Origin of the sequence: Bacillus sp. FSL W7-1034, from assembly GCF_038593365.1 — a bacterium.
Classification (GTDB): Bacteria; Bacillota; Bacilli; order Bacillales; family Bacillaceae; genus Bacillus; species Bacillus altitudinis.
Window position 1 is genome coordinate 840,909 of sequence record NZ_CP151989.1, and the last position, 23,340, is coordinate 864,248.

At 40.9% G+C, this 23,340-nt stretch carries 29 protein-coding genes and 1 CRISPR repeat array; of the genes, 19 read left to right on the forward strand and 10 right to left on the reverse strand.

Translation table 11 applies throughout. The features are described from left to right. Nucleotides 1-202 precede the first annotated feature (202 nt). The 6 genes from NST73_RS04145 to NST73_RS04170 all read left to right on the forward strand — a co-directional run bounded on the left by NST73_RS04145 (nt 203) and on the right by NST73_RS04170 (nt 4,056). Entirely contained in the window at nt 203-769 is a 567-nt protein-coding gene (locus NST73_RS04145) for a sigma-70 family RNA polymerase sigma factor (RefSeq protein ID WP_017358828.1), read from the forward strand. Then, nucleotides 766-1,524 (forward strand): anti-sigma factor, encoded by a 759-nt coding sequence (locus NST73_RS04150; RefSeq protein ID WP_268373721.1) that lies wholly within the window; start codon nt 766-768, stop codon nt 1,522-1,524. Before NST73_RS04145 ends, NST73_RS04150 begins: the two co-directional genes overlap by 4 nt. 99 nt (nt 1,525-1,623) lie before the next feature. Further along, entirely contained in the window at nt 1,624-2,121 is a 498-nt protein-coding gene (locus NST73_RS04155) for a hypothetical protein (protein ID WP_144680203.1), read from the forward strand. Nucleotides 2,122-2,210: 89 nt separating this feature from the next. Further along, entirely contained in the window at nt 2,211-3,218 is a 1,008-nt protein-coding gene (locus NST73_RS04160; protein WP_096881144.1) for a zinc-binding alcohol dehydrogenase family protein, read from the forward strand. A gap of 13 nt (nt 3,219-3,231) precedes the next feature. Then, nucleotides 3,232-3,759 carry a YfiT family bacillithiol transferase gene (locus NST73_RS04165; protein ID WP_144680201.1) on the forward strand — a complete coding sequence of 176 codons (528 nt, stop codon included), beginning with the start codon at nt 3,232-3,234 and terminating at the stop codon, nt 3,757-3,759. Nucleotides 3,760-3,771: 12 nt separating this feature from the next. Further along, complete coding sequence (locus NST73_RS04170) at nt 3,772-4,056, forward strand: hypothetical protein (protein ID WP_144680199.1); 285 nt, start codon at nt 3,772-3,774, stop codon at nt 4,054-4,056. Nucleotides 4,057-4,073: 17 nt separating this feature from the next. Here NST73_RS04170 and NST73_RS04175 read toward each other — a convergent pair whose 3' ends face one another. Continuing rightward, the gene (locus NST73_RS04175; RefSeq protein WP_008341672.1) at nt 4,074-4,553 is read right to left on the reverse strand and encodes a MarR family transcriptional regulator; all 480 of its coding nucleotides are present in this window, start codon (nt 4,551-4,553) and stop codon (nt 4,074-4,076) included. Between the two features lie 168 nt (nt 4,554-4,721). Between NST73_RS04175 and mprF the strand changes: the two genes are divergently transcribed. The 3 genes from mprF (at nt 4,722) to NST73_RS04190 (ending at nt 8,739) form a co-directional block, all read left to right on the forward strand. Further along, the gene (mprF, locus tag NST73_RS04180; protein ID WP_144680196.1) at nt 4,722-7,292 is read left to right on the forward strand and encodes a bifunctional lysylphosphatidylglycerol flippase/synthetase MprF; all 2,571 of its coding nucleotides are present in this window, start codon (nt 4,722-4,724) and stop codon (nt 7,290-7,292) included. Between the two features lie 93 nt (nt 7,293-7,385). After that, complete coding sequence (locus NST73_RS04185; RefSeq protein WP_035703746.1) at nt 7,386-7,934, forward strand: thioredoxin family protein; 549 nt, start codon at nt 7,386-7,388, stop codon at nt 7,932-7,934. A 337-nt stretch (nt 7,935-8,271) separates the two neighbouring features. After that, a complete protein-coding gene (locus NST73_RS04190) occupies nt 8,272-8,739 on the forward strand; it encodes a DUF393 domain-containing protein (protein ID WP_007496690.1) in 468 nt (155 codons plus the stop codon). Between the two features lie 35 nt (nt 8,740-8,774). Here NST73_RS04190 and NST73_RS04195 read toward each other — a convergent pair whose 3' ends face one another. Next, entirely contained in the window at nt 8,775-10,031 is a 1,257-nt protein-coding gene (locus NST73_RS04195) for a transcriptional regulator (RefSeq protein WP_008341668.1), read from the reverse strand. 270 nt (nt 10,032-10,301) lie between these two features. On the opposite strand from NST73_RS04195, the gene NST73_RS04200 reads away from it, so the two are divergent. Then, nucleotides 10,302-10,889, forward strand: a complete 588-nt coding sequence (locus NST73_RS04200; RefSeq protein WP_024720283.1) for a nitroreductase — start codon at nt 10,302-10,304, stop codon at nt 10,887-10,889. Nucleotides 10,890-10,924: 35 nt separating this feature from the next. Here NST73_RS04200 and NST73_RS04205 read toward each other — a convergent pair whose 3' ends face one another. From NST73_RS04205 to NST73_RS04215, 3 genes are all read right to left on the reverse strand, one after another. Then, the gene (locus NST73_RS04205; protein WP_008341997.1) at nt 10,925-11,080 is read right to left on the reverse strand and encodes a YfhD family protein; all 156 of its coding nucleotides are present in this window, start codon (nt 11,078-11,080) and stop codon (nt 10,925-10,927) included. Nucleotides 11,081-11,141: 61 nt separating this feature from the next. Next, entirely contained in the window at nt 11,142-11,252 is a 111-nt protein-coding gene (locus NST73_RS04210; protein ID WP_017358836.1) for a YfhE family protein, read from the reverse strand. Between the two features lie 52 nt (nt 11,253-11,304). Continuing rightward, nucleotides 11,305-12,201, reverse strand: a complete 897-nt coding sequence (locus NST73_RS04215; RefSeq protein ID WP_342499412.1) for a TIGR01777 family oxidoreductase — start codon at nt 12,199-12,201, stop codon at nt 11,305-11,307. Nucleotides 12,202-12,296: 95 nt separating this feature from the next. Between NST73_RS04215 and recX the strand changes: the two genes are divergently transcribed. Together recX and NST73_RS04225 are read left to right on the forward strand one after the other, a co-directional pair. Further along, nucleotides 12,297-13,088, forward strand: coding sequence for a recombination regulator RecX (gene recX / locus NST73_RS04220; protein ID WP_017358838.1), 792 nt, complete (start codon nt 12,297-12,299; stop codon nt 13,086-13,088). Between the two features lie 3 nt (nt 13,089-13,091). Further along, complete coding sequence (locus NST73_RS04225; protein WP_008341991.1) at nt 13,092-13,406, forward strand: YfhH family protein; 315 nt, start codon at nt 13,092-13,094, stop codon at nt 13,404-13,406. A gap of 226 nt (nt 13,407-13,632) precedes the next feature. Here NST73_RS04225 and NST73_RS04230 read toward each other — a convergent pair whose 3' ends face one another. Then, nucleotides 13,633-13,806, reverse strand: coding sequence for a YpzG family protein (locus tag NST73_RS04230; protein ID WP_003217811.1), 174 nt, complete (start codon nt 13,804-13,806; stop codon nt 13,633-13,635). Nucleotides 13,807-13,831: 25 nt separating this feature from the next. Then, entirely contained in the window at nt 13,832-13,981 is a 150-nt protein-coding gene (locus NST73_RS04235; RefSeq protein ID WP_003217849.1) for a small, acid-soluble spore protein K, read from the reverse strand. A 116-nt stretch (nt 13,982-14,097) separates the two neighbouring features. Here NST73_RS04235 and NST73_RS04240 point away from each other — a divergent pair, with 116 nt between their 5' ends. From NST73_RS04240 to NST73_RS04255, 4 genes are all read left to right on the forward strand, one after another. Further along, nucleotides 14,098-14,370, forward strand: coding sequence for a YfhJ family protein (locus tag NST73_RS04240; protein ID WP_017366871.1), 273 nt, complete (start codon nt 14,098-14,100; stop codon nt 14,368-14,370). A gap of 301 nt (nt 14,371-14,671) precedes the next feature. After that, on the forward strand, nt 14,672-15,655 hold the full coding sequence (locus NST73_RS04245) for a glycosyltransferase family 2 protein (protein WP_008341983.1): 984 nt from the start codon (nt 14,672-14,674) through the stop codon (nt 15,653-15,655). Between the two features lie 87 nt (nt 15,656-15,742). Continuing rightward, a complete protein-coding gene (locus NST73_RS04250; RefSeq protein ID WP_144680185.1) occupies nt 15,743-18,337 on the forward strand; it encodes a YfhO family protein in 2,595 nt (864 codons plus the stop codon). A 61-nt stretch (nt 18,338-18,398) separates the two neighbouring features. Then, nucleotides 18,399-18,872, forward strand: coding sequence for a DinB family protein (locus NST73_RS04255; RefSeq protein WP_039167943.1), 474 nt, complete (start codon nt 18,399-18,401; stop codon nt 18,870-18,872). A 2-nt stretch (nt 18,873-18,874) separates the two neighbouring features. Here NST73_RS04255 and NST73_RS04260 read toward each other — a convergent pair whose 3' ends face one another. From NST73_RS04260 to NST73_RS04270, 3 genes are all read right to left on the reverse strand, one after another. Further along, a complete protein-coding gene (locus tag NST73_RS04260; protein WP_144680181.1) occupies nt 18,875-19,297 on the reverse strand; it encodes a regulatory YrvL family protein in 423 nt (140 codons plus the stop codon). Nucleotides 19,298-19,364: 67 nt separating this feature from the next. Next, on the reverse strand, nt 19,365-20,528 hold the full coding sequence (locus tag NST73_RS04265; protein WP_008341972.1) for an oxalate decarboxylase family bicupin: 1,164 nt from the start codon (nt 20,526-20,528) through the stop codon (nt 19,365-19,367). A 94-nt stretch (nt 20,529-20,622) separates the two neighbouring features. Continuing rightward, nucleotides 20,623-20,787, reverse strand: a complete 165-nt coding sequence (locus NST73_RS04270; RefSeq protein WP_073415715.1) for a YvrJ family protein — start codon at nt 20,785-20,787, stop codon at nt 20,623-20,625. 166 nt (nt 20,788-20,953) lie between these two features. Here NST73_RS04270 and NST73_RS04275 point away from each other — a divergent pair, with 166 nt between their 5' ends. The 3 genes from NST73_RS04275 to NST73_RS04285 all read left to right on the forward strand — a co-directional run bounded on the left by NST73_RS04275 (nt 20,954) and on the right by NST73_RS04285 (nt 23,340). Continuing rightward, complete coding sequence (locus tag NST73_RS04275) at nt 20,954-21,556, forward strand: sigma-70 family RNA polymerase sigma factor (protein WP_047947015.1); 603 nt, start codon at nt 20,954-20,956, stop codon at nt 21,554-21,556. Then, nucleotides 21,504-21,725, forward strand: a complete 222-nt coding sequence (gene rsoA, locus NST73_RS04280) for a sigma-O factor regulator RsoA (protein ID WP_073204404.1) — start codon at nt 21,504-21,506, stop codon at nt 21,723-21,725. Before NST73_RS04275 ends, rsoA begins: the two co-directional genes overlap by 53 nt. A 179-nt stretch (nt 21,726-21,904) precedes the next feature. Continuing rightward, nucleotides 21,905-22,204: direct repeats of the CRISPR family, unit length 19 nt; unit sequence TGAGTGCGTGGATTGAAAT. Nucleotides 22,205-22,449: 245 nt separating this feature from the next. Next, nucleotides 22,450-23,340, forward strand: a complete 891-nt coding sequence (locus tag NST73_RS04285) for a DUF6602 domain-containing protein (protein WP_338704815.1) — start codon at nt 22,450-22,452, stop codon at nt 23,338-23,340.

Consider the following 23,340-nt stretch of genomic DNA (forward strand, 5'->3'; position numbering starts at 1 on the left):
TGATCCAAATGGTCAATCCATCCGTTGAGTAAGTACATTCTCATGAGGAACACATTTCCTTTTTCAGCGCTCTTTTTTTCTCCTTGAAAAAAGAGTAAAGTACAAAGGAGGCTTATCTCAGCAATTTGAGTGATGAGCCATACGTGAAGATTTCATGATGAATGCATAATGCTCTTTCTCATGAAAAAGGAAGGAGATGACCATGGACACACTGAAGGATTTTGAGCTGTATCACAAGATCAAACATGATCGACATAAGCCCTCGCTTGAATTATTGTACGATCGCTATGAACGTGTGTTATATTCGTTTATTTATAAAATGACTGGAAACCGTGAGCTGGCGGAGGAAGTGCTTCAAGAAGTCTTTATCAAGCTTTGGCGCGGCATAGGAGAATACAATACAGATAAAGGGAAATTTTCCTCATGGTTATTTATGATGTCACGAAACACGGCAATCGATCTATTAAGGAAACACCGAAATGAAACAGCTCTTGAAGATGAGCATATTGAATACTTGGCAGATCATCAAGAAGATGTGTCAAAAGAAGTAGAATGGAACGAAGAAAAACAAATCATACGTGAAGCAGTATCAACATTGTCGAAAGAACAGCAAACCATCATCGAAGATGTCTATTTTAAAGGAATGACACAAAAGAGCATTGCGGAAAAACTAGGCATCCCTATTGGAACGGTGAAGGGAAGAGTTCGATTGTCATTGAAGCATTTACGAACGAAACTGTCTCGCGGAGGAAAGGAGGAAGAGGCATGACTCAGTGTAAACATCAAGTCATTGATTACTTTAACGGGCATTTACAAGGAGAAGAAAAGACGCAATTTGAAGAACACATCAAACATTGCTCGGATTGCAAAGAAGAGCTTGAAGAACTGACATCGCTCATGTCTGATATTCCGTTTCTAGCAGAGGACGAAACGCCTCCGGCAGGGATGAAAGACCGCATTTTATCAAGAGTATTTGAAGAAGAGATACGAGAGACAACAATCGCTGCAAAATCGAACCCGCCTCAAGATCTCAAAATAGTTCGTGATGCAAATGAGACGAAACCGCCAATGAAGAAGAAAAATCAATGGCTTTTGCCTCTCGTTGCCGCACTACTTCTCATTTCTGCAGCTGGGAACGTGTACTTCTTAACAAATGGAACAGATCAAGCAGAACAACCTGTCAAAGTTGTTGCGACAAAATCACTGGCATCTGCCGAATCGGCAAAAACAACGGGTGCTTTTTCAGTGATTGAGCATCACGGCAAAAAAGAGCTTGTAGTGAGTGCCGACGGATTAAAAGGCCAGCTTGATTCATCAGCTGTTTATCAAGTATGGCTCATTAAAGGAGATCAGCCCGTTCCGGCCGGTGCCTTTAAAACAGATAGCAAAGGGGAGGGCACCGTCACCTATGCGTTATCTGAAAAAGAAGCAAACGAATCATGGGATACTGTGGCTGTCACCCTTGAACCAAAAAAGGATAACAAGCTTCCGCAAGGCCCTGTCGTACTGAGTGCTGCATTTTAAGCTTGATTCATGAAGGATGCCTTTTTCAGGGCATCCTTTTTTGATAGGCAGAAGGAACCTTATGACAAATGAGACGTACTACATATAGAGGTGAGACACATGCAGCGATACATAGAAAAACAACTATTTCTCTTATCAGGTAGACACGCATTTACCGCATTTTATTTTTTGGTGATCCCATTCATTATAAAAGACCTTTTTAAATCAACTCCTTTATTTATGGTCATGATCGCTCTTTTTATCATTCATCATCTAGTGACAAGTATCGTATGGTTTTATAAATCAAGAAACATTCGAAAGCGTCAATCAGGTGACCTAACCAAACGGGGACATCTCGTTGTCCAGATCATGCAGAGGCTCGAACAGCTCATGATGCTCGGTTTTGTGATGTTATTGATCAGTGGATGGATGCAGGGAGACATTGTGACGTTATTATTCACAATTTTTCTGTTCATCGTCGTTTTCTTGCAGCACATTCAGTTTTATTATGTTCAGTACTTTTTTAAATCGAGCGGCTGGTTCACCTATGTCCTCTCTTTACAAAAGGCTCGTCCTTCTTACATCGTGAGGGAACGAAGGGCTTTGAAGAAATCCTAAATGTGCAATCGCTTGCTGACTGATCCATCAGCATCAGAAATGTATGATAAAATGTGGAAAAGAAGCATGGAGAAAGGGAGTGCGAGCGAGTGAAAGCAGTTGGATTATTTGAGTATTTGCCAATTGAGCATGAACAAAGCTTGATCGATCAGGAGGTGGCAAAGCCCAAAGCAGCTGGCAGGGATATTTTGGTGAAAGTAGAGGCTGTGTCGGTGAATCCAGTGGATACAAAAGTGAGGTCACCGAAGAATCAGAAAGAAGATGAATTGAAAATTCTTGGCTACGATGCAAGCGGTACGGTGGTGGAAGTGGGCGAAGCGTGTACGTTGTTTCAGCCGGGTGACCATGTCTATTACGCAGGAGATATCACGCGACAAGGCTCAAATAGTGAATACCAGCTTGTGGATGAGAGAATTGTGGCGAAAAAGCCTGCAAATCTCTCTTTTGCCGAAGCAGCTGCCATGCCTCTTACAACAATTACGGCATATGAAGCGCTATTCGACCGAATGCATATGAAGCGGAATGCAGAAGGTTCGACCTTGCTGATCATCGGTGGAGCAGGCGGAGTGGGCTCTATCGCCATTCAACTCGCCAAATTAGCAAAGGCGACTGTGATCGCCACTGCATCAAGACCTGAAACAAATGAATGGTGTCTCTCATTAGGGGCTGATCATATCATTGACCATCACCAGCCGCTCTTAGCGCAGCTTCAGGAAAAAGGGATTGGCGAAGTGGATTACATTTTATGCTTAAATGATACAGATGGCCATTTCAAAGGGATGGCAGAAGCGATTAAACCTCAAGGGACGATCTGTACCATTGTTGAAAATCAGCACCATTTAGACATTCAATTACTCAAAAATAAAAGTGCTGCATTTGTATGGGAATTCATGTTCACACGGCCGATGTACAAAACCTCGGATATGATGAAGCAGCACGAGCTTTTAAAAGAAGCAAGTACATTATTTGAAGAGAAGAAGTTAAAACATACATTAACAAAGGTGCTCAGCCCCATCAATGCCGCCAATTTGAAGCAGGCACATCAAACACTTGAGCAAGGGAAGATGATAGGTAAATTTGTTCTAGAAGGATTTTAAGGAGGGGCAGCAGATGACATCATTACAATATCCGATTGGCTTATACGAACCGGTGGACCAACAAACGAAAAAGCAGGTGGAGGCATGGATTGATGAGTTGGCACTCATTCCTCAAAAGTATGAAGAGGCAGTTGTCCCATTGACAAATGATCAGCTGGATACCCCCTATCGGCCAGGGGGATGGACCGTTCGTCAGCTCATTCACCACGTAGCGGACAGCCATCTGAACGCCTACTTGCGATTTAAACTTGCGCTGACAGAAGAAACACCGCACATACGTCCATATGATCAGGAGGCATTTGCTTCACTTCCTGACAGTAAGGCGTCTATCAGTCTATCACTGCCGTTAATCAGCAGTCTGCATCGCAGGTGGGTCACATTACTTCGCGAGATGACAGAGGAAGATTTCAACGCTGCATATTACCATCCAGCCGATCAACAAACGGTGTCCTTATATAATGCAACAGGAATGTACGTCTGGCATTCACAGCATCATCTTGCCCATATCACGGAATTAATCAAAAGAAATCAGTGGAAGTAAAGGAGTCAACACATGTCAAGTAGAAGAATTGTCGGCGCTATGTTTATCTGCACGGCGGCATTGTTTTATATAGCAAAATTCGTTTTGTTTGAGATTCGTTATGGTGGAAATGTAGGCCCAGAAAGAACGATCGAGGAACTGGAAGATATACTCCCAGGCGGTATGTGGATCAGCATCATTTTTCTCATTATCGGTTTAGGTTATCTCTTGTGGGATGACCGGGAAGTCATTCGTCAATATCTTTTCACCCCAGATAAACAAGGAAAAGAAGAATTAAAAAAGACGGACCTCAAGTGACCGTCTTTTTTTCTTTTTTATCCACGTTCGGGACGAAGTGCTTTTTCTAAAATAGCTAGACCTTCATTGACTTTTTCTTTTTCTTCGTCATTGAGCCGTTGCAGGGAATTTTTAATTTTTTCATGCCCTTTTTGATAAATACTTCTGAAAATATTTTTCGCTTCCTCTGTCAATTCTACGACAATGATTCGACGGTCACGCTCAGAATGCTTTCGTTCCACAAAGTTCGATTGTTCTAACCGATCAAGCAGCCCTGTCATATTGGACAAAGAAGCCCCCATTTTTTCAGCAATTTCGGACACCTTAAGAGAGCCATGGTTATTGAGCAGCATGAGCACCTTCATTTGAGGCATACTCATATCCAGCTTCATCCATTCAGAAACATCTCCAAGTCCTGCAGCAGTGAGCACTTTCATATACAGCACCCATGTCTTTTTTTCCTCAGGAGATAGGATTTCCTCTTTTAGTACGGTGGTGTCATGAATATTATATTCCACGCTTGTTCACTTCCTTTAAGCGGCTCTTTTCTTTATATTACTGATTTTTACTTCTAATTGAAAGTATCATGAAGCTTTTGAATGTTAAACTGCATGAATTAAGTGGTATTTGTTGTATAATAATGGTCAGTTGAAATTAATGAAGCAACTTAGAAAGTTGGGAAAAACATGTGGAACAAAAAAACGGGTATGACGATCTTAAAAATGCTCTTTCCGATCGTGATCATCCTTGTCTTAATTTTTGTCGCCAAGCAGGAGCTGAGCGGCCTTTCCATTAAAAAGACGTTTTATATTATTGACAGCTTGAATCGAATGGACTTGTTTATTCTTGTCTTTCTTGGACTTGTCGCTGTTTTATCCATGTCCTTATATGATTTTATTTTAAGAAAAAGCCTTAATATGCCTATCAGCGGCTGGAAAACGATCCGAATTTCTTGGATCGCCAACTCCTTTAATAGTGTGCTTGGTTTCGGTGGTTTATCAGGAGCAGGGCTTAGAACGCTTCTATACAAGGAATACATAACAGATACGAAAAAACTGTTGAAAGGCATTGCCCTTTTAACATCCTCTGTTCTGCTGGGCTTATCTATTTTCAGTGATTTGATTTTAGTTAGGGTCCTGCCTGTTGAAAGTATTATTAGTCAGGAGCCGTGGTTATGGGCATTTGTCATTATTTTTGCTTGTATTGTGCCCATTTACATCATCATGGCGTCCATTCGAAAAAGCTCGATTGAGAGCGGTGAAAACGGACTGAAGCACCCGATCTATGCTTATATTGGTGCATCGTTTTTAGAGTGGCTGGCAGCTGGTCTTGTCATGTACATGGCTGTTGTCTCTATGGGGATGAACGTTGATGTCCGTATTGTATTAGGCGTCTTTGCGATTGCGTCAATCGGCGGTTTAATCAGTATGGTTCCGGGCGGATTTGGTTCGTTTGATCTGATCTTTTTACTCAGTATGCAATACATTGGGTTTGATAAAGAGATGGTGCTGACAGCGCTTGTATTGTACCGCTTCGTTTACTCCATTTTCCCGTTTATTCTTGGACTTTGTCTAGCGGCATACGATTTAACTGGAACAACACTCAGGCGTCTTGAGGGCAATCCGAGAATGGCGCCTGCTATTGAAACAACAAACGTCTTAATTGTGTTGCACCGAGCTTTGCTCATCCGTTTATTGTACGGATCTTTGTCCATTTTAACGTTTGGAAGCGGTTTGCTCATTATGGCTTCCGTTGTGCTTCCTGTTGATCGTTTAGGTGTGATTACAACCATTCCACGCTTTTTGTTATCAGGATTTAATGGTCTTTCTTTAATGTTCGGGATCATTTTAATGATTTTGTCCATTGAAGTGTATAAAAGAACGAAGCGGTCTTATCTATTGACAATGATTGCCCTAGCAGGCGGCTTTGTGTTTACTTTACTAAAAGGGTTTAACCTGAGTTTGATCTTTATATTGCCGGTCATCATGGTGGTATTTTTCTCGCTTCGAAATCAATTTGTGAAGCAGCAGGCGCCTTATTCTTTGAATCAGTTTGTGGCCGCCGCCGCCGGATATTTACTCGTGTTGTTTAACTATAATGTCATTGGGAACTTCATTTGGATGAAAATTGGACATTTTCTAAGCAAGGACTATTTGGTTCATAATGAACGGCATATCACGATGACCAGTATGATTGCTTTAATTGGCGTCCCTCTTTTCTTTTTCATTAGCAAATTGATTTTTAATAAAAAAGCAGTTCCAATCGGCGAAGAAGCCGATGAAGAAAAATTAAAAACTTTTCTCGAAGAAAAGGGAGGAAATGCTCTTAGTCATCTAGGTTTTTTGGGAGACAAAAAATTGTTTTTCTCAAGTGATGGGGAGGCGATGCTTCAGTTTGGCCGGATTGGCCGTTGCGTAATTGTGCTTGGAGATCCTTCTGGGCGTAGAGCCTCTTATCCGCTTGTACTGGAAGAATTTTTGGAGCAGACAGAAAAAGCAGGCTATCGTGTCGCTTTTTATCAAGTAGAACGTGAAGGAATGGCGCTTTATCATGACCTAGGTTTTCACTTCTTTAAGCTTGGGGAAGAAGCCATGGTCGATTTAGAAACGTTCTCTTTGTCAGGAAAGAAAAAATCAAACTTACGGGCTGTCGCAAATAAATTTGAACGAGAAGGCTATACGTTTGAAATGCTGGAGCCGCCCTTTTCAGAGGAATTGATCTCAACCTTAAAACAAATCTCTGACAGCTGGCTGGGCAAGAAAAAAGAAAAAGGATTTTCATTAGGCTATTTCCATGAAGACTACCTTCAAAAAGCACCGATTGCGATTTTAAAGGATGAACAAGGGCAGATCATATCTTTTGTGTCCTTAATGCCGATGTATCAAAAAGGAGAGATATCCATCGACCTCATGCGTCATATGCATGATGCACCGAACGGGATGATGGATGCACTCTTTATCCACCTGTTTCAATGGGCGAAAGAAAAAGGCTACACATCCTTTAACATGGGAATGGCGCCATTATCGAATGTAGGCACGTTCCACCAGTCCTTTCTGACAGAACGTTTGGCGAGTGTCATCTTCAATAACGTCAGATATATGTATAGTTTCAGCGGTTTACGGTCGTTTAAACAGAAATATAAACCAGAATGGCGCGGAAAATATTTAGCGTATAAAAAGAATACATCACTGCCTGTCACAATGGTGCTCGTCACTAAGCTGATAGGAATGGACCCAAATCGAAAACGGCGTCCATAAGTCCAAAGAACCTTTACCTTTCACTAGGTGAAGGTTTTTTTAGACAAAAGAATAGCAAAAGTGGTAAAGTTGAAGGGTAAGGGGGATGTTCACATGACACTAAATGAATGGTTTACAAAGGGATTAGCTGAACGTACATATGTACACAACATGGAGAAAAACCGTGAAAACTTACTCACGGTGTATAACCAGTACGCAATTCATCAAAAGGAAAAAGAGCTGCTTCAAAAACTTCAAAAGAAAAAGCTCAGAGCGCTTGTGATCACGGCAGATTGGTGCGGTGATGCGATGGTTAATGTACCTATTTTCATGCGTATTGCAAATGAAGCACTGATTGATGCGCGCTATTTCATTCGGGACGAGCACCTAGACCTGATGGATCAGTATTTAACGAACGGGACCGCAAGATCGATTCCGATTATCGTCATCATTGATCAGGAAGGGAAAGAAGTGGGGAAATGGGGACCTCGCTCAGCAGAAGCTCAGCGCTTTGTCGACGAGAAAAAGCCGGATAAAGATGCACCCGATTTTGAGGAAGCATTTAAAGTGTTTGCGAAAGAAGCCGCACATCACTATACGACAGATCGTTACTTATGGAAAGATATTGAGAAAGAAATAGTAGAAGTTTTGGCAAAAATATAAACCAAAAGACTACTTCGCCGCAATGGGAAGTAGTCTTTTTTTATCTTGTTTTTGCGTTTTACCTACAAAACACCGCATAAAGATGTAGAAAAACCGCAGAATTCTATCAAATACCGCAGAAAACCGCAAAGCATCACGATTTTCCCAACCACTTTTAGTTGAAAAACCTCATATATGCCATGAAATCAGCTATTTTGCCCTTATCTAAAGGCTCATATAACGCACGTCGGATGGCTTTTTCCCAATACAAGAGGCCCAGCAACTATAGTAATCTAGTTGTAATCTCCTTTGAACGAACTAAAAAAATAAATGAAGGAAAAGGGCTGGCGATCAATTTATGAAAAAAATCATCTATCTCGATCAAGAAAAAAAGAAGCTCGCTGAATCAAAGAAAAGAGAACAGCGTTCCATCAAATCACTCAGACTGCTTGTGTTTTATGACGGACAAAGTCCTTCATGTGCTAAAGCGATTGACCTGTTGAAATCACTCGATTGGAAAAACCGAATTCACTTTGAATCATTTAGACACTCACAGCTGCTGAGACTGAATAAAATTAGTGAAGAGAAGGCAGAGAAACGAATCGTGTCTATTTCCTTAGCGAAAAATCAAAAAAACTCAGGGATTTATACGTGGCTGAGAATGGCTTGTCACATCCCTGCATTATGGGGAACGGTCCCATTCATTGTACTCAGCATTTGGCTTGGCTTTGGGCAGCATGCTTACGATTATTTTGCGAGAAAACGGTACATTCATTCTGTCGAACAAGTCACCCGTCCCGATACAGATCAACAAAAGACCATCTAATCATAGAAAAAGCATGACCTTCGATCGGCAGAAGGTCATGCTTTTTTATAATACGGGATATATGATGCTAAGTGATCAAGCAGCTTCGTTGTGTAAGACATATATGCACGCTTATCAAGCTCAGAAGCCGCATAGGAAAGCAAGGTTCTAAGAGCAAACAAGTACTCATTGTGGAGCTGATTGTGTTCAAAGTAAGGAATCGCTGCTTCTACTAAATAAGTTTTCAAATCATGAGGATTCTCTTCAATCATCAATTTATAGATTTTAATCATATATAAACAGTTTGGTTGAATACGAGGCTGTTTGAGCAGCTCGTGTATGTATGGAAGCGCCTTTTTGCGATCATATTCCGCATACAATGTCGCGATTTCATAAAGCGTTTCACAGTAACGATCTTCTATCTGTTCTTGATTAAAATAATTGAGTGAATCTAGTAAATAAGGCACAGCGGATGAGAAATCGCCTTGGCGTTTTAAGAGAACCCCGTAATAAAAATAAGCTGTCATCTTAATATAAGCATCAGGGTGAAGCGATGTGTGTAAAATCACTTCTTTTAAATATCTTTTAGCTGTTTGAAAGGCCTTTAATTCCAGTGAGATGACCCCATGAATGAGTGTACAATGAATGACCCGCTTGAAATTATTTTTTTGTCTATACAAATCCATTGCTTGATGTGTGGCCTCAAGCGCATCACCGAGATGTCCCATGGCTCCAAGTGCTTTTGCATAGTGATAATACAGGTCGCTCTGTTCAACAGAAGCGTAAGAAAAGCAGCTTTCAAGTCTTTTCAATCCTTCTTCGAGCTGACCGATTTTAATCTGGTGGATGCCATCTAGATATTCAAACGTTTCTTTTTCTGTGTCAATAAAGGTTTTTTCAAACTTCTTAAGCACGCGGTGCGTTTTTAAGGCAAGCTGCTGTTTTTCTGTTAATAAATAAAATTGAAATAAGGACAAATGATACTGAATCCCTAAATCTAGCGAAAAGAACTGTTCCTCGTGATGAATGATCATTTCTGCATTTTGCTCTGCTTGATCGAGCGCATAGAAATACATGTTCATCTGAAACTCATCGAGCAATGACAACAGATGACGCGCCTTTTGAGACAGCGTTTCTTGACTAATTCCAAGCCGTTCAAGCAAAAGATTGATCGTATCTTGATTGGCCTCTTTTGAGCCATTTTCAATTTTACTTAAATGAGAGACAGAACAAATTCCTTCTGCCAACTCCGATTGGGTCATATTTTGTTTATAACGATAGAGTTTGATGATTTGCCCAATATTGATTTTCATTCCATCCAGAAGCCTCCCTTCCAATCATGGGTTGAAAGCTTTTTGAAAAAATAGCCGTATGAGACAAAGTGGAAATACCTGAAATCATTTCATCATCTTGGCTTTTTTCTCAAAATTTGTTTAAAACGTAATATGATTGTAACATTACTTGAAAAAGGCAAACAACTTTTTAGCAGAGAGGTGAGGTCTTATTTGCAAACAGCACATGATCATGTTTATAATGTGAATGAGAATCAATTTCAATTAAGGTTGATTGAAAGGATGACATATATGCCAGAAACAAAACAACAAACAGAAGCGTTAACGGTTCGAGACGCTGTCAGATATAGACGATCGATTCGAAAATTCAAAGAAACGCCGGTGAGCATTGAACAGCTTCAGCCATTATTAGAGGACGCAGTCTATGCACCCAATCATAAAATCACGGAACCTTGGCGTTTTTTATATGCAGTGACGGATGAAGCAAAAGAGGTATTTGTTGAGCGGTTTATTGCTTTCTTTAAACGCAACAATCCAGACGCAAAAGAAGAAAAGATCAATCAGTACAGAGATTATTTTTCTAAAGTACCAGCACTTTTACTTGTTGTTCTAAAAGAAGACGAAAATCCAGTTGTGAGAAATGATGATTTTGCCGCTGTGAGTGCGCTCATTCAAAACTTCCAGCTGCTGGCTTGGGATCAAGGAATCGGTATGGTATGGAAGAGCGGCCGTATTTTATACGACAAAGGGTTTCAACAGGATATGGGATTAAAGGAAAACGAACGCTTTGCCGCGATTCTTCACATCGGTTATCCAGAAGAGGTGCCTGAGGAAAAGTCACGTCAGAAGGCATCAAGCCTGCTAACTGAAATCAAATAAAAACAGACCTTTTGATAGGGTCTGTTTTTTTTTACTTATTGTTTTTTGGCACGCTGATCGGCTGCTTTCATACGTGCCATCGCTTTTACGTCATTCGGATCTGCAAGTTCTTTGGAAAATTCAACATATTCGCCATCCGTCTCTTGTGCCGCAAGCTGGTGGTTGGATTTTTTGTGTTGGTCTTTTTTCAAAGCTTTTCCCTCCTTTACAAGATCACTTTAGTTATGTGCTTGTAAAAGAGGAATATCCGTTTTATTTGTTTCTTTTTTCTGCTGCTCTTTCCGCTTTTTTGAATTCCTGCTGATACAGAACTTCCTGGGTTTTCTTCAGTTTTGAAGTCGGCTGGTGTTCTTTTTTCTTCATCAAAATCGCCCCCTCATCTCATTTTTAATAGGATGGGTGTTTTTGACAAAATTTATTCCTCTGAATGCAAAATCGCTTCTTTTAGCTCAGGGTGTAAAAATTCATAAGAAGACAGCAGTGCCTTTTTCGGCAGAGCACGTTGGCCTTCTAATACAAGCAATGACATGTCGCCAAGTGCGGTTTTGATGACAAAGGACGGCACCTTCAGCCAGTGAGGGCGATGAAGGATAGATGCAATAGTTTGCCCCAGCTGCTTCATTTGAACAGGATTTGGAGACGTGACATTGAGTGGACCTGATATGTGTTCATGTTGAATGGCATACGCAATGAGATGTGCTACATCCTCCACGTGAACCCAAGATACCCATTGCGAGCCAGAGCCAATCGTTCCACCGGCAAACAGCTTGTATGGCAAGGTCATAAGAGGAAGTGTGCCTTTTTCTCCTAGCACTACCCCAAAGCGTGTATAAACTGTGCGAATACCGAGCGCCTCAATTTTTTGCCCTTCAGCTTCCCAAAGTTTTGACGTATGACTTAAAAAGTCTGTATCGGCTGGAGGGGCCTCCTCCGTAAAATCCTCTGTCTTAGAAGTGCCGTAGATACCGACAGCACTTGCTTGAATGAGTACAGATGGTTTCGATTCCTGCGCTTCTATAATGCGTCTCACTTCTTGTGTGGATTGAATACGGCTGGAGAGAATGCCTTTTTTTGCTTTGTCCGTCCAGCGTGTGAAAATGGATTTTCCAGCAAGGTTAATCCATACATCAATCGCAGGCAATTCATGTTCAGGCTTAGCACCATCTGTCAGCCACTGCACATAGTGTAAATGATTTTGTTCGGATTCCTTTGGATTTCTTGTTAAAATATATAGATGATGTCCTTCAGCTGCGAGCACCTTTGTGACATGCTGGCCGATAAACCCGGTTCCTCCGGTAATGGCGATATTCAATTGACATCTTCTCCTCTCATATACATACCTATATCTTTCACGATTTTGAATCAGAAGAAACATCCTGACTGTTTGAAAAAAGGAGTGATCACAGGATGCCCTATATTACGAAAATCTCTGCTCAGAAAAACAATACAGAACGCGTGAACATCTTTCTTGATGAAAAGTACGCTTTTAGCGTTGATCTAGATGTGCTCGTCCAGCATGATTTGAAAAAGGGAAAAGAGCTGGACGAAGCCGATATCATAGAGATTCAATTCGGTGATGCAGTAAAAAAAGGATTTCAGCAGGCCGTCGATTATTTATCGTATCGGATGAGATCAGTGAAAGAAGTCACCGATTATTTGACGAAAAAAGACATACCAGCACCTGCTATTAGTGAAATTATACACAAATTAAAACATTATAAGTATGTAAATGATCTTGAATTTGCAGAAGCGTATGTAAGCACCCACCGAAAAACGAATAGCAAAGGCCCGTCAGTGCTAAAAAAAGAATTAAAGCTGAAAGGCATAGACGATGACACCATCGAACAAGCACTATCGCAATATCCGAATGATTTGCAGCTAGAGGAAGCAGTGAAACAAGTGCTAAAGCTGGTTAAGAAAGAGAAAAACCGGTCCGCAAAAGAAATTGAACAGCGTATCAAATTGCAGCTTCAGCGAAAAGGATTTTCATTTGATATCATTGATAAAGCCCTTCAAGAAGCCTATGATGGACAAGAAGAGGAAAAGGAAGAAGAAGCCCTTCACTATATGCTTGAGAAGGCAAAACGCAAGGTAGGTTATGACGGATCATTTGAGAAGAAAATGAAAGTGAAGCAATTCCTTTACCGAAAAGGATTTGATCTTGATACAATTGATCACGTTTTAGACAAAGGGGAATGACAGATGGAAAAACGCTATAGTGAAATGACAGAATACGAATTAAAGCAGGAGATTGCCGCTCTTTCTGAAAAAGCAAGAAAAGCTGAGCAGCTAGGCATTGTGAATGAATATGCCGTGTTGGAGCGGAAAATTGACATGGCGAAAGCCTATTTATTAGATCCAGCTGCTATTCAGACCAAAACGACTTATCACATCAAAGATACAGACGAGCAGTTTTATGTGGAGTATTTAAATGGTGTTTTTGCTTGGGGCTACAGAGTTTCAGCGCCAAATAAAGAAGATGCTCTGCCGATTTCAATGCTTACGCAAAAGGACTGATCCCTAGAGATCAGTCCTTCAGCGTGTAGACAAACCCTCGCATTCTTTGTCAGTCCTGCGTGCTGGTGCTCACGAATGTCAAATTCGCTCCGCGCCAGTACTCGTCCTTCCTAGACTGCAAAGGTTTTCTATCACGCTGAAAAGAAGACAAAGGGCTAAAATCAAGTTCATTTTAGCCCTTTGTCAACAATCTGAAGGACTGATCGTTAGAGATCAGTCCTTTTCTTTACTTCGAACGTTGTTTACGGACGTTGTTCTGAAGTACGATGTCGTGCTGCGTTTGCTGCGTTTCTCCGTTGACCTGAGAGGCAGAATGTTTAGCATTCGCCCATGGTTGAGGGTAAGCGGTTGTTCTTAATTGAACAAAGTCTTCCATATACGATTTCCCATTTGAACTCATATCTCAAGCACTCCCTTTGGAAAAATTAGCGTTTCCCTGATGCCCTCATACGTTCCTGTGGACGTGTATTCGTCTCACCGTTCGGCCTTTTAGACGCATAAGCATCTGTGGCCCCTGGTTCGCCTTCAAACTTGTGATTCACTTGATTTGGAAAGCCCTTTGCTTTATTACGCATACTGATTCCCTCCAAACAATACAAATCATTTGCGTCTTTTGAAGACGTAAGGGTAGTATATGAAAAAAGAGATTTTTTTAAAAAGGCACTTTCTGCTAGATGAAGGAGGAACCAGTATGGAACAATATTTTGAGCGATTAACCGAACAACTAATGGAAAAAAACAATATGCTCACATATGAAGAAGCACGTACATGGGTAGAGCTCCTTTGGAGTGATTTTGAAACAACCTATGCAAAGGCTGGCCGCAAGTATAAAGGACAAGAAACGACTGAACGGATTGTCCGAGAATGGATCGAAAGCTACGGCGCTCAGCTGCATTTATTTCAAAATAAACAATCGAAGGCAAACGAGCATCTGCAACAAAACGACAAAGGGCTGCTGCATTAAAAGGGTTGCCCTTTTCACTTCCACTCATCTTTTTCAATAAACAGGAAAATATATAATTGACCAAACAATTTTATGAAACAATACCCAGTCTGTGATCAAAATTACAGGCTTTTTACAATGGATAAATTTAAAATTACATTAAATTCATGTTGGTGAAAATCACTGGAAATAAAACTTTGATATAATGTAACGATTAAGGATACATGAAATTTATGGATAATAAAAAAGGGTTTCGTTTTCTGACAAAAAAGGAATAATGAACATAACAGACTATGTGAAAAAAGTGAAGAGAAGGTGCGATATGGAACGGGAACTGCTCTCTGTTATAATTCCTTCTTACAATGAAGGTGAAAACATCAGACGAATCTTTGAGGCACTCGAGGAAGAGTTTCGCGATTTTCATTATGACTTTGAAATCATCTTTGTGAATGATGGAAGCAAAGACAATACGCTTCAATACATGAGAGAGCTCTCTCACAAAAGTGCAAAAGTCAAATACATTTCCTTTTCTCGTAACTTTGGGAAAGAAGCTGCAATTTTAGCAGGTCTTGAGCATGCAAAAGGGGAAGCTGCGATCATTATGGACGCCGACCTGCAGCACCCAACGTATTTGATTCAGGATTTTGTTAGAGGCTACGAAGAAGGTTATCATCAAGTCATTGCCAAACGAAACCGTAAAGGGGACAGCAAGCTTCGTTCTTACCTATCATCGATGTATTATAAAGTGATGAACAAGGTGGTTGAAGTGGACTTGCGTGATGGTGTAGGAGATTTCCGCTTAATTTCCCGTCAAGCGATCGACGCATTGCTTCAGCTAAAAGAGGGAAATCGTTTTTCAAAAGGCCTTTTTTGCTGGATTGGCTTTGAAGAAAAGGTCATCTATTATGAAAATGTGGAAAGACAGCATGGTGATACAAAATGGTCACTAAAGAAATTATTTAACTACGGGATTGATGGTGTCATTTCCTTTAACAACCGCCCGCTGCGTATTTGTTTTTATACGGGTATTTTGATCTTATTTCTCTCTTTGATTTACATCGTGGCGACCTTTATTCAAATCGTCAGAACGGGCATCATGGTACCGGGTTATTTCACTTTAATCTCAGCTGTGCTTTTCCTCGGTGGTGTCCAGCTCTTGAGTCTAGGTGTGATCGGAGAATACATTGGCCGGATTTACTATGAAACGAAAAAGAGGCCGCATTACTTAATTCAAGAATCAAATGTCATGGAACAAGAGACAAGCTCAAAAGAACAAGACCGAGTGTTAACGCAGTTATTTAAATAACGTGGAGTCAAATAACCGGCAAGCACGAATCGCTTGCTGGGTTGTTTTGTTTCAATGAACAGTGGATCTTTTGGAGAAAGGATTTAGATGATGAAACGTAGATGGATACTCATTGGAATGTGCCTCATTCTTGCTTTATTAGGACACTCCTTTTTCTTATATGAATATACGCAAGGCCGATATATGACGGGAGATGGAGATGGCATTTCGCAAATGCTCCCGTTTAAAAAACTGCTGTATGACGAATACGTCAAAGGAAACTTCTTTTATTCCTATCAATTTGGCCTAGGCGGCGGTACATATACGCAATTAGGTTATTATTTTACAACGTCGATGGTCTTTATGGTCACAGTCGCTGTTGTCTGGCTGTTAAATGCGCTTCACCTTGTACAGTCAACAGACATTCACTTTTGGGCAAATGCTGTTATTTGGCTGAGTGTGATCAAGCTGACAGTCATTCTGTTCATCGCATATCGTGTGCTTCTTTCGATTGTGCAACATAGGCTGGGGGCGCTGACAGGTGCCGGTATTTACGGACTGTCTATTGTGTACTTTCGGCATCAAACGTTTTGGGAGTTTTTCACCGACAGCATGATGTGGCTTCCGCTGCTTGTGCTCGGGGTTGAACGGATTTTTAAAACAGGCAAGCCGGCATGGTTTATTGCGGCTTGCAGTCTCATGCTGATCAACAATTTTTACTTTGCTTACATTCACTTTATCTTTTTAGCCATTTATCTCGTCTTCAGATATATGATTAAGCTTCAAAGCGAGGAGCGAGGCTGGAAGGTGTTCTGGACACTTGCGATCTCTACGTTGTTATCGTTTGGGATCAGTGCTGCCTTTTTTATCCCGTCTGTTTACGGCTTTCTCAATAATGTAAGACCGCCGTATGAACAGGCAATTCCTTGGTTTGAGCTGCATGATCATCTGCTGTTTACAAGCAGGGTGTATTTATTGCCGGTCATCTTTCTGATTTGTCTGTTTCTCGTTCCGCTATACCGGAACAGATGGTTTTTCATGTTCACATCGATCAGTGTTCTGCTGATCATTTTTCACTACAGTCCAAAGATGGCGAGCGTGTTTAATGGTTTTTCTGCACCGCAGTACAGATTTGAATATATTCTTGCTTTTACAGTTGGAGCAGTTATAGCCATCACCATCAAGCATTTCTCGCAAATGGAGTGGAAGTGGAAAACACGTGCGGTTTTAGGCGCTTGGATTGTATTCCTTCTCGCAGTCGCCCTTTCAGAACGAGCAAAGGGAAATATGGATGTTGTTGTATTTACCGGAATAGGACTGCTTGTGATCAGCTTGTTCTTCCTCTCGATACATGCGGGAAAACGTCTGCACCTTCGTCTCTTGTCAGCTGTGCTCATCGTTGTGAGCTTACTGACAGCAGGCGTGTATCAGCAGGGCTACTTATTTGAAAGAAGCAATATTAAGAGCGTATCAGATACGTATCTGAATAGTGAGGCGTATGCTGGACATGAGCAAATGAAGCTCATTCAGCAGATTGAAAGCCGCTCAAAAGAAGATCCGCTTGCCCGGATTGATTGGATGAACGGCGTGCGCAACAACACCCCGTTATTTGAAGGCTTTCAAGGCATGAGTGCGTATTCAAGTATATTGAATCAGCATCTGCTCCATTTCTACTGGAATGACCTGCAAATTGATATGGGACGGGAAAGTGTCAGCCGGTATGCAACAATGGGGGACAGGGCGAATTTATACAGTCTGACCTACGGGAAGTATTATATGAGAGACAAATCGATGTCTTTCTCACCGCCGGTTTATTTTAAGCCCATATTGGAAAGCGAACATTATGAAGTGTATGAAAATACACGCCCGCTCCCATTTGCAAGAACAACGAGTACCGTCTATTCAGAAAAGTCACTAGAGCATGCGTCAGCACTTGATAAAGAACATGCGATGTTGCAAGGTGTGATCTTAAACAAAAAGGGAAATGCTGAAATCGACCAATCGCCTGATCGAATAAAGGATACAAACATTCATACTGAACAAGCGGTATACGAAAATGGCGTGCTTGATGTATACGGGAAAACGGGTGGGCTGAATATCACCCTCCCAGATGATATCGCTCGCGTGGGGGATGTGTATGTGAGCTTTTATGTGAAGCGGACCGACCGTAACGAAGGGTTTCAGTTATCTGTGGATGACTACGTCACATCACGCAAAAGCAATACGTCTATCTACAAAACAGGCGTTAATGACGTGACGATCAGAGTCCCTGCGGAAAAAATCCTTTCCATACGAGTTCCAAAAGGGACGTATGAGCTGAGTCAATTAAAGCTGTATCATGAGCCTTACCGCACCCTTGCGCGGGCATATGAAAAAGAAAAACAGGATGATGGCAGCCAGCAGGTGAAGCTTAAAAATAACCGCTTTACGATTTCTTATGAGAACAAGCGCGGCGATGATTATATGATTCTGCCTGTTCCATATGAAAAAGGCTGGGAGCTCACGGTGAACGGCCATCAAACCGAGATTGAACAAGCCAATTATGCGTTTATCGGTTTTCCAATAGAAAAAGGCAAAAACGAGATCGTGCTAACCTACTATCCGCCTTATATCAGAATTCTCGCATTGATTTCACTCGTCAGTTTGATCGTTGCGATTTTATATGCACGGAGAAAACACAAGAAACACCACTTTACATCATAAGTGGTGTTTTTTCTCATCATTGATACAATCTACATTAAAGCATGTGAATGGGGGAAACCATTTGACGTTAAACAAAGAGTCCACTATTGCTCATTTTGAACACTCCATTGAATGGGTACAGTCACTAACGGAATTAACAGACAAAGAATGGCGCAGAGCGATCGCTGATGGAAAATGGAGCACCGCTGAAATCATCGCCCATTTCGTTCCATGGGATGAATTTATTTTAAAGGCTCGACTAAAGGAATTTTGGAACGATCGGCCATTACCTCAAGCTCCTGATGTGCACAAAATGAATCAGCAGTCAGCTGAAAGAGCGAGAAAGGAAAAGAAAAGCGAGACGATCGTTCGATTTATTGCTGTCAGAACAGAATTACTTCAAGAAATGAAGAAAATTGAACCATCTCGCTGGAATGAACCTTTTTTTATTGGTCAAACCAAGCTGACGTTATTAAGTTATTTCCAAGGACTGATTGAACACGATACCCATCATATGAAGCAAATCAAAGAAGCACTCTCGTCAGAAAGAGAGTAGAGTCATGAAGCTTCTTTCTCAAATGGAAACGTCGCATAATCAAACAAAAAATGAAATAACCAAAGGCTTAGCGCAAAGAGAATTTCTTCAGAAGTAGTCAGCAAAATGCCGTCAACTAATTCGTCTGATACATAGACAGCACCCCAAATAAACAAAAGGTGAAATAAAACGGCATAGAAAACGATGGATCGTTTTTTGGACCGACACTTACGAACAAACCGCATGAGCACGTGTTCCAGATGTTCAAAAGAGATCCCAAGTACAACATAGATGCCCATAAACAGAATCAACGATAAAATCGATTGATAAAAAGCACCGGTCAAATGAAAGAACAGCACACAAAACAACAAAAATATGTAACAGACAGCTGATAGCGCCATGAGCCATTTCAGCCCTTGCCATAAAGCGTGAACAGATTGTTGCATGGGTAAACAACACTCCTTTACATGAAGATACCTGCAAAAAGGACAGCCTTTTTGCAGGAAGGTGGAATTAATCCTCTTTTTTAGGTGCAGCGATGACAGGATGTTTTTCTGTATCAAGCAGTTTTAAGAATTCTTCGCCTTGATCTAAATGATCCAAAACAAGCTGTTTCGGTGTGACCGCAAGCCACTGATTGAGTGAAATGTCTGCATAATGATCGCTCTTAAAGATTTCTAAGAAATAGAGCGGTTCGTCGCCTGTATTTTCTACATAATGCCCCATCGCAAATGGCACATAGCCAACGTCTCCCGCCTGATAGTTGAAGGTTCTCGCATGTCCATCAGAAGCAAAGACCGTCATTCGTGCCTTTCCAGAAATGAAATATTGCCATTCATCCGTATTTGGGTGCCAGTGTAGCTCACGAATGGCACCTGGATCAACTTTCACAAGAGCGGAGGCAATCGTTTTAGAAGCTTTGAAATTGGTAGAATCCGCAATCCACACTTGTCCGCCGCTTGACGTAATCGGCTCTTGCTTTAACAGCTCATATTTAAAGGAGTTCGGGACTTCTCCTTGCTCTGTTTTCACCTTGTCACACTCAAGGGAACCAGGAATTCCTTTTTGGAAAATATACTTCTCTTTCTCTGGCAGTTTTTCAAATTGCTCCTTTGTCATTCCAAAGTTTTGGAGCACAACTTCCTCTGGCGTATGGGCAAGCCAATCAGTCACTTGGAACGTACTATTTTCAGAGAAGGAACCATCATCAAACACAAGCAAGAATTCAGCTCCCGGTTCAAGTGCTTGAATAGAATGCGGCAAGCCTGAAGGGAAGTACCATAAATCTCCCTCGGTCACATCCTCTGTAAAATTGCGCCCCTCTGCATCAACCGATGTAATTCGGGCTTCTCCATAAATCATGTACGCCCACTCGGCTTCCTTATGCCAGTGCAGCTCGCGAATCGCACCAGGTTTTAGCCGCATGTTCACAGAGGCAAGACTTTTAGAGATTGGTAGTTCACGTACCGTGACTTCTCTTGCGTAACCGCCTTTTTCTAAACGGTTGTGCGTATCAGAAAAAGAATATTTCATGTTGGGAACCGTTCCATGATCGGTTTCTGGTGGCGTGAGCATATCTGGGTTTTGTCTGTCTCGCTCGAGATTACGTGGAATTTTGACCGTTGCTCCTTTTTCTCCTCGAATCGGCTGCGGTACACCATTTTGCTTTTCACTCATGATAAAATCCCCTTTCAACATCGTATTGTGTGAGGTGACAAAAGGCCTTTCATTTCGCCCTCGTTTTCAAAAGGTGAAACGAATCAAGAAGATGTCAATCTGATTCATCATTTTTTTGAACAGCGACCAATCGTTGGATGAGCTTGCTTAATTCATCAAACTTTCGTTCAAAACGTGTCAGCAAATAAATCGTCAAAATGGCAGGAAAGCCAGCCTGACCGAGCTGCTTCAGCCATTCCTCCGAAAAAAAGGTCTCCATTTGTCTCACCTCCCAGCGGATGCTCGTCTTCTCTATAAGTGGTATGAAAGAAGAAATAGGAAATCAAAAGGGGAGAAAATGAACCATTAGACCCGTTTCACAAAGTTTACTTTTTTTAACTTTTGTCCACTTAATGCAAGTAGAGAGAACAAAGGGGAGGATGCACATGGATTATCGGCTGTTATTGAAAGCAAAATGGAAGGAAATCGTTGACCACCCGCTCATTCAGCAGTTTTTAAGCAATCCTAAAAACCAGCAGTTGCTCCGGCAAGTCATGGAAGAGCCAAACGAAGAAAATGCGAAAAAACTAGATTCCGAGTTCAAGCAGTTTTATCAAAAAATCCGCATCATCAAGTATATTTCCACAATGATCCGCATCTTTTCAGTCGACTTTGACAAACGAGTGAAAAAAAAGCAGCAACGTTTTCCGCTCATACTCGATCATCCTGATACGCAAGAAGTGAAAGACCCTGTTCAAACAGATACGTATGAAGCTGTGCTCTTTAACCAGCAAGACTTAGGGGAGCACCTGCAAGACCCAAGATTGTACAAGGCCTATCAGCAGCTCACAGACAAACAAAAAATGGTTTTAACGCATATTTATGTTGAAGGTCAAACAATGAAAGAAATAGCCGACCGGCTAGGCGAAACGAGACAAAACATCTCAAACATCCACAAAAAAGCACTCAACAAACTAAAAGAAGAAACAGGGGGAGATGTCCGTGCAAGAAGACAAAATGACCAATGGAGAAATGGAAGAACTCATTGAAACCTTCACACCCATGATCAAAAAGAAACTACAAAACACGGCATATCAAGAAAGAGAAGACCTCGAACAAGAACTCTACATCAAACTCATCGAAAAAATAGACCGGCTGATTTACCAAGAAGGACCTGGCTTTTGGGAGTTTATTGTGGAATATATGACGAAGTTGTAAGAGGAACTGATGGTGCGAATGTCAGGTGAACATAAAATCCCTGGAACATTCGCACCTTTTTATTCGACAAAATTGGGTAAAAATGTATATTTCATGAAGGAGAAAACAAAATTCTTTATTGAAAGTTGAGGATTTTACCTATCATTTCCTAAAAAATGTTACAATTAGGGCAGAAATCGCAGTCGCACTCTATGTGAGTGCGTGGATTGAAATTGTGAGGATGTCAGATACAATATCCGCTGTTACAGTCGCACTCTATGTGAGTGCGTGGATTGAAATAATTACTTGGAGGTAGTCGATCCCATCCGCTCTTGTCGCACTCTATATGAGTGCGTGGATTGAAATGATCTTGGCTTGATACATTGGATTATCGGAAAGCGGGTCGCATTCTACATGAGTGCGTGGATTGAAATCTTGAAGTAGATGTCCCAGTAATGGTGATAGCTAGTCGCACTCTATATGAGTGCGGGATTTTAAATGATTGTGTCTTAAACGGGTATGACATTCTCAGAGATCATGATCTTACAACACCCTCTTTCAGATACAAAATCCATCAAAATATACCGTTCATTCGTATAGTGAAAACATGACTTTTTGCAGTCATGTTTTTTTCTTCTTCTTTTTCCTAAATACACCTTAAAAAATCTCAAAATAAGTCGAAATGAAAAGTAGTCAATTAGATTCAAATTTTATCCATTCGTAAAGAAATGAAGGAGGAATTGTTTTGGGTGAAACGGAGCGAACCGGTAAAGTGGAGCAGCTGATCTTAGAGAATTATCAAAGATTAAACAGCATGATATCCGAAGAAGTCGACTTTGCTTCTAATCATGGCGGGCTGACAGGAGATTCTAGAGAAGTGATGTGGTTGGAGTTTTTTCGGAAAATCATTCCTAAAAAATATTCATTAGCACAAGGTGTCATCATTATTGACTCAGAAGGAAATCATTCTAACGAAGTCGATATTGCCGTTTTTGATGAGCAGTATACGCCGTATGTGTTCCAACACAATTCGTTGAAGTTTATACCGATTGAGGCGGTTGCGGTTGCTATAGAATGTAAAAGTTCAAATTTCGATGTTGATAATTTAAAAGTTTGGTCTGACAATATAAAAAAATTAGTACCGAAAACAAAAGGAATAGCTAGGATGGCCGCCCAAGGGGTTGTCATGGTTGAAAATGATACACAGAAACGAACACGTCCTATATTAATTTTAGCAAGTAATTTAAAAAGGCAAACAGCAAACTCATCTTCAGGGATGTTTAAAAAATTAGACAAAGCATTTGACTTTATACTTATGAAACAAAAGAGTGTATTTCATTTAAGAGCTCCTAATGAAGGTGAACACCTAAGATGGTGGGCTAATGAATTAAATTGTTATGATCCAGAAAGATCTAAGAAACAAGAGGATGAAAAAAAGAAAGAAAATATTGAAAATAATGAAGATGATAGTAAAGACAAAGTGATTTCGAACAAACTCAGTGAATTACGTATTGATCACAATGAGCTGTTAACGCTAAACTTCCAATTAAATCAATTGCTGATGCTCATCAACAATCCCATGTTTTTCCCTCACTATGCATATGCCGAGCTATTTCAGAAACAGATAACAAAGTGA

What these genes read in the sequence shown, in the direction of transcription:
- NST73_RS04185 (WP_035703746.1), top strand. Translation starts at nt 7,386, where the DNA reads ATGACACTAAATGAATGGTTTACAAAGGGATTAGCTGAACGTACATAT.
- mprF (WP_144680196.1), top strand. Translation starts at nt 4,722, where the DNA reads ATGTGGAACAAAAAAACGGGTATGACGATCTTAAAAATGCTCTTTCCG.
- NST73_RS04265 (WP_008341972.1), bottom strand. Translation starts at nt 20,528, where the DNA reads ATGAGTGAAAAGCAAAATGGTGTACCGCAGCCGATTCGAGGAGAAAAA.
- NST73_RS04150 (WP_268373721.1), top strand. Translation starts at nt 766, where the DNA reads ATGACTCAGTGTAAACATCAAGTCATTGATTACTTTAACGGGCATTTA.
- NST73_RS04145 (WP_017358828.1), top strand. Translation starts at nt 203, where the DNA reads ATGGACACACTGAAGGATTTTGAGCTGTATCACAAGATCAAACATGAT.
- NST73_RS04240 (WP_017366871.1), top strand. Translation starts at nt 14,098, where the DNA reads ATGGAACAATATTTTGAGCGATTAACCGAACAACTAATGGAAAAAAAC.
- recX (WP_017358838.1), top strand. Translation starts at nt 12,297, where the DNA reads ATGCCCTATATTACGAAAATCTCTGCTCAGAAAAACAATACAGAACGC.
- NST73_RS04270 (WP_073415715.1), bottom strand. Translation starts at nt 20,787, where the DNA reads ATGGAGACCTTTTTTTCGGAGGAATGGCTGAAGCAGCTCGGTCAGGCT.
- NST73_RS04245 (WP_008341983.1), top strand. Translation starts at nt 14,672, where the DNA reads ATGGAACGGGAACTGCTCTCTGTTATAATTCCTTCTTACAATGAAGGT.
- rsoA (WP_073204404.1), top strand. Translation starts at nt 21,504, where the DNA reads ATGTCCGTGCAAGAAGACAAAATGACCAATGGAGAAATGGAAGAACTC.
- NST73_RS04230 (WP_003217811.1), bottom strand. Translation starts at nt 13,806, where the DNA reads ATGAGTTCAAATGGGAAATCGTATATGGAAGACTTTGTTCAATTAAGA.
- NST73_RS04250 (WP_144680185.1), top strand. Translation starts at nt 15,743, where the DNA reads ATGATGAAACGTAGATGGATACTCATTGGAATGTGCCTCATTCTTGCT.
- NST73_RS04165 (WP_144680201.1), top strand. Translation starts at nt 3,232, where the DNA reads ATGACATCATTACAATATCCGATTGGCTTATACGAACCGGTGGACCAA.
- NST73_RS04260 (WP_144680181.1), bottom strand. Translation starts at nt 19,297, where the DNA reads ATGCAACAATCTGTTCACGCTTTATGGCAAGGGCTGAAATGGCTCATG.
- NST73_RS04200 (WP_024720283.1), top strand. Translation starts at nt 10,302, where the DNA reads ATGCCAGAAACAAAACAACAAACAGAAGCGTTAACGGTTCGAGACGCT.
- NST73_RS04195 (WP_008341668.1), bottom strand. Translation starts at nt 10,031, where the DNA reads ATGAAAATCAATATTGGGCAAATCATCAAACTCTATCGTTATAAACAA.
- NST73_RS04275 (WP_047947015.1), top strand. Translation starts at nt 20,954, where the DNA reads ATGGATTATCGGCTGTTATTGAAAGCAAAATGGAAGGAAATCGTTGAC.
- NST73_RS04155 (WP_144680203.1), top strand. Translation starts at nt 1,624, where the DNA reads ATGCAGCGATACATAGAAAAACAACTATTTCTCTTATCAGGTAGACAC.
- NST73_RS04225 (WP_008341991.1), top strand. Translation starts at nt 13,092, where the DNA reads ATGGAAAAACGCTATAGTGAAATGACAGAATACGAATTAAAGCAGGAG.
- NST73_RS04170 (WP_144680199.1), top strand. Translation starts at nt 3,772, where the DNA reads ATGTCAAGTAGAAGAATTGTCGGCGCTATGTTTATCTGCACGGCGGCA.
- NST73_RS04235 (WP_003217849.1), bottom strand. Translation starts at nt 13,981, where the DNA reads ATGCGTAATAAAGCAAAGGGCTTTCCAAATCAAGTGAATCACAAGTTT.
- NST73_RS04210 (WP_017358836.1), bottom strand. Translation starts at nt 11,252, where the DNA reads ATGAAGAAAAAAGAACACCAGCCGACTTCAAAACTGAAGAAAACCCAG.
- NST73_RS04190 (WP_007496690.1), top strand. Translation starts at nt 8,272, where the DNA reads ATGAAAAAAATCATCTATCTCGATCAAGAAAAAAAGAAGCTCGCTGAA.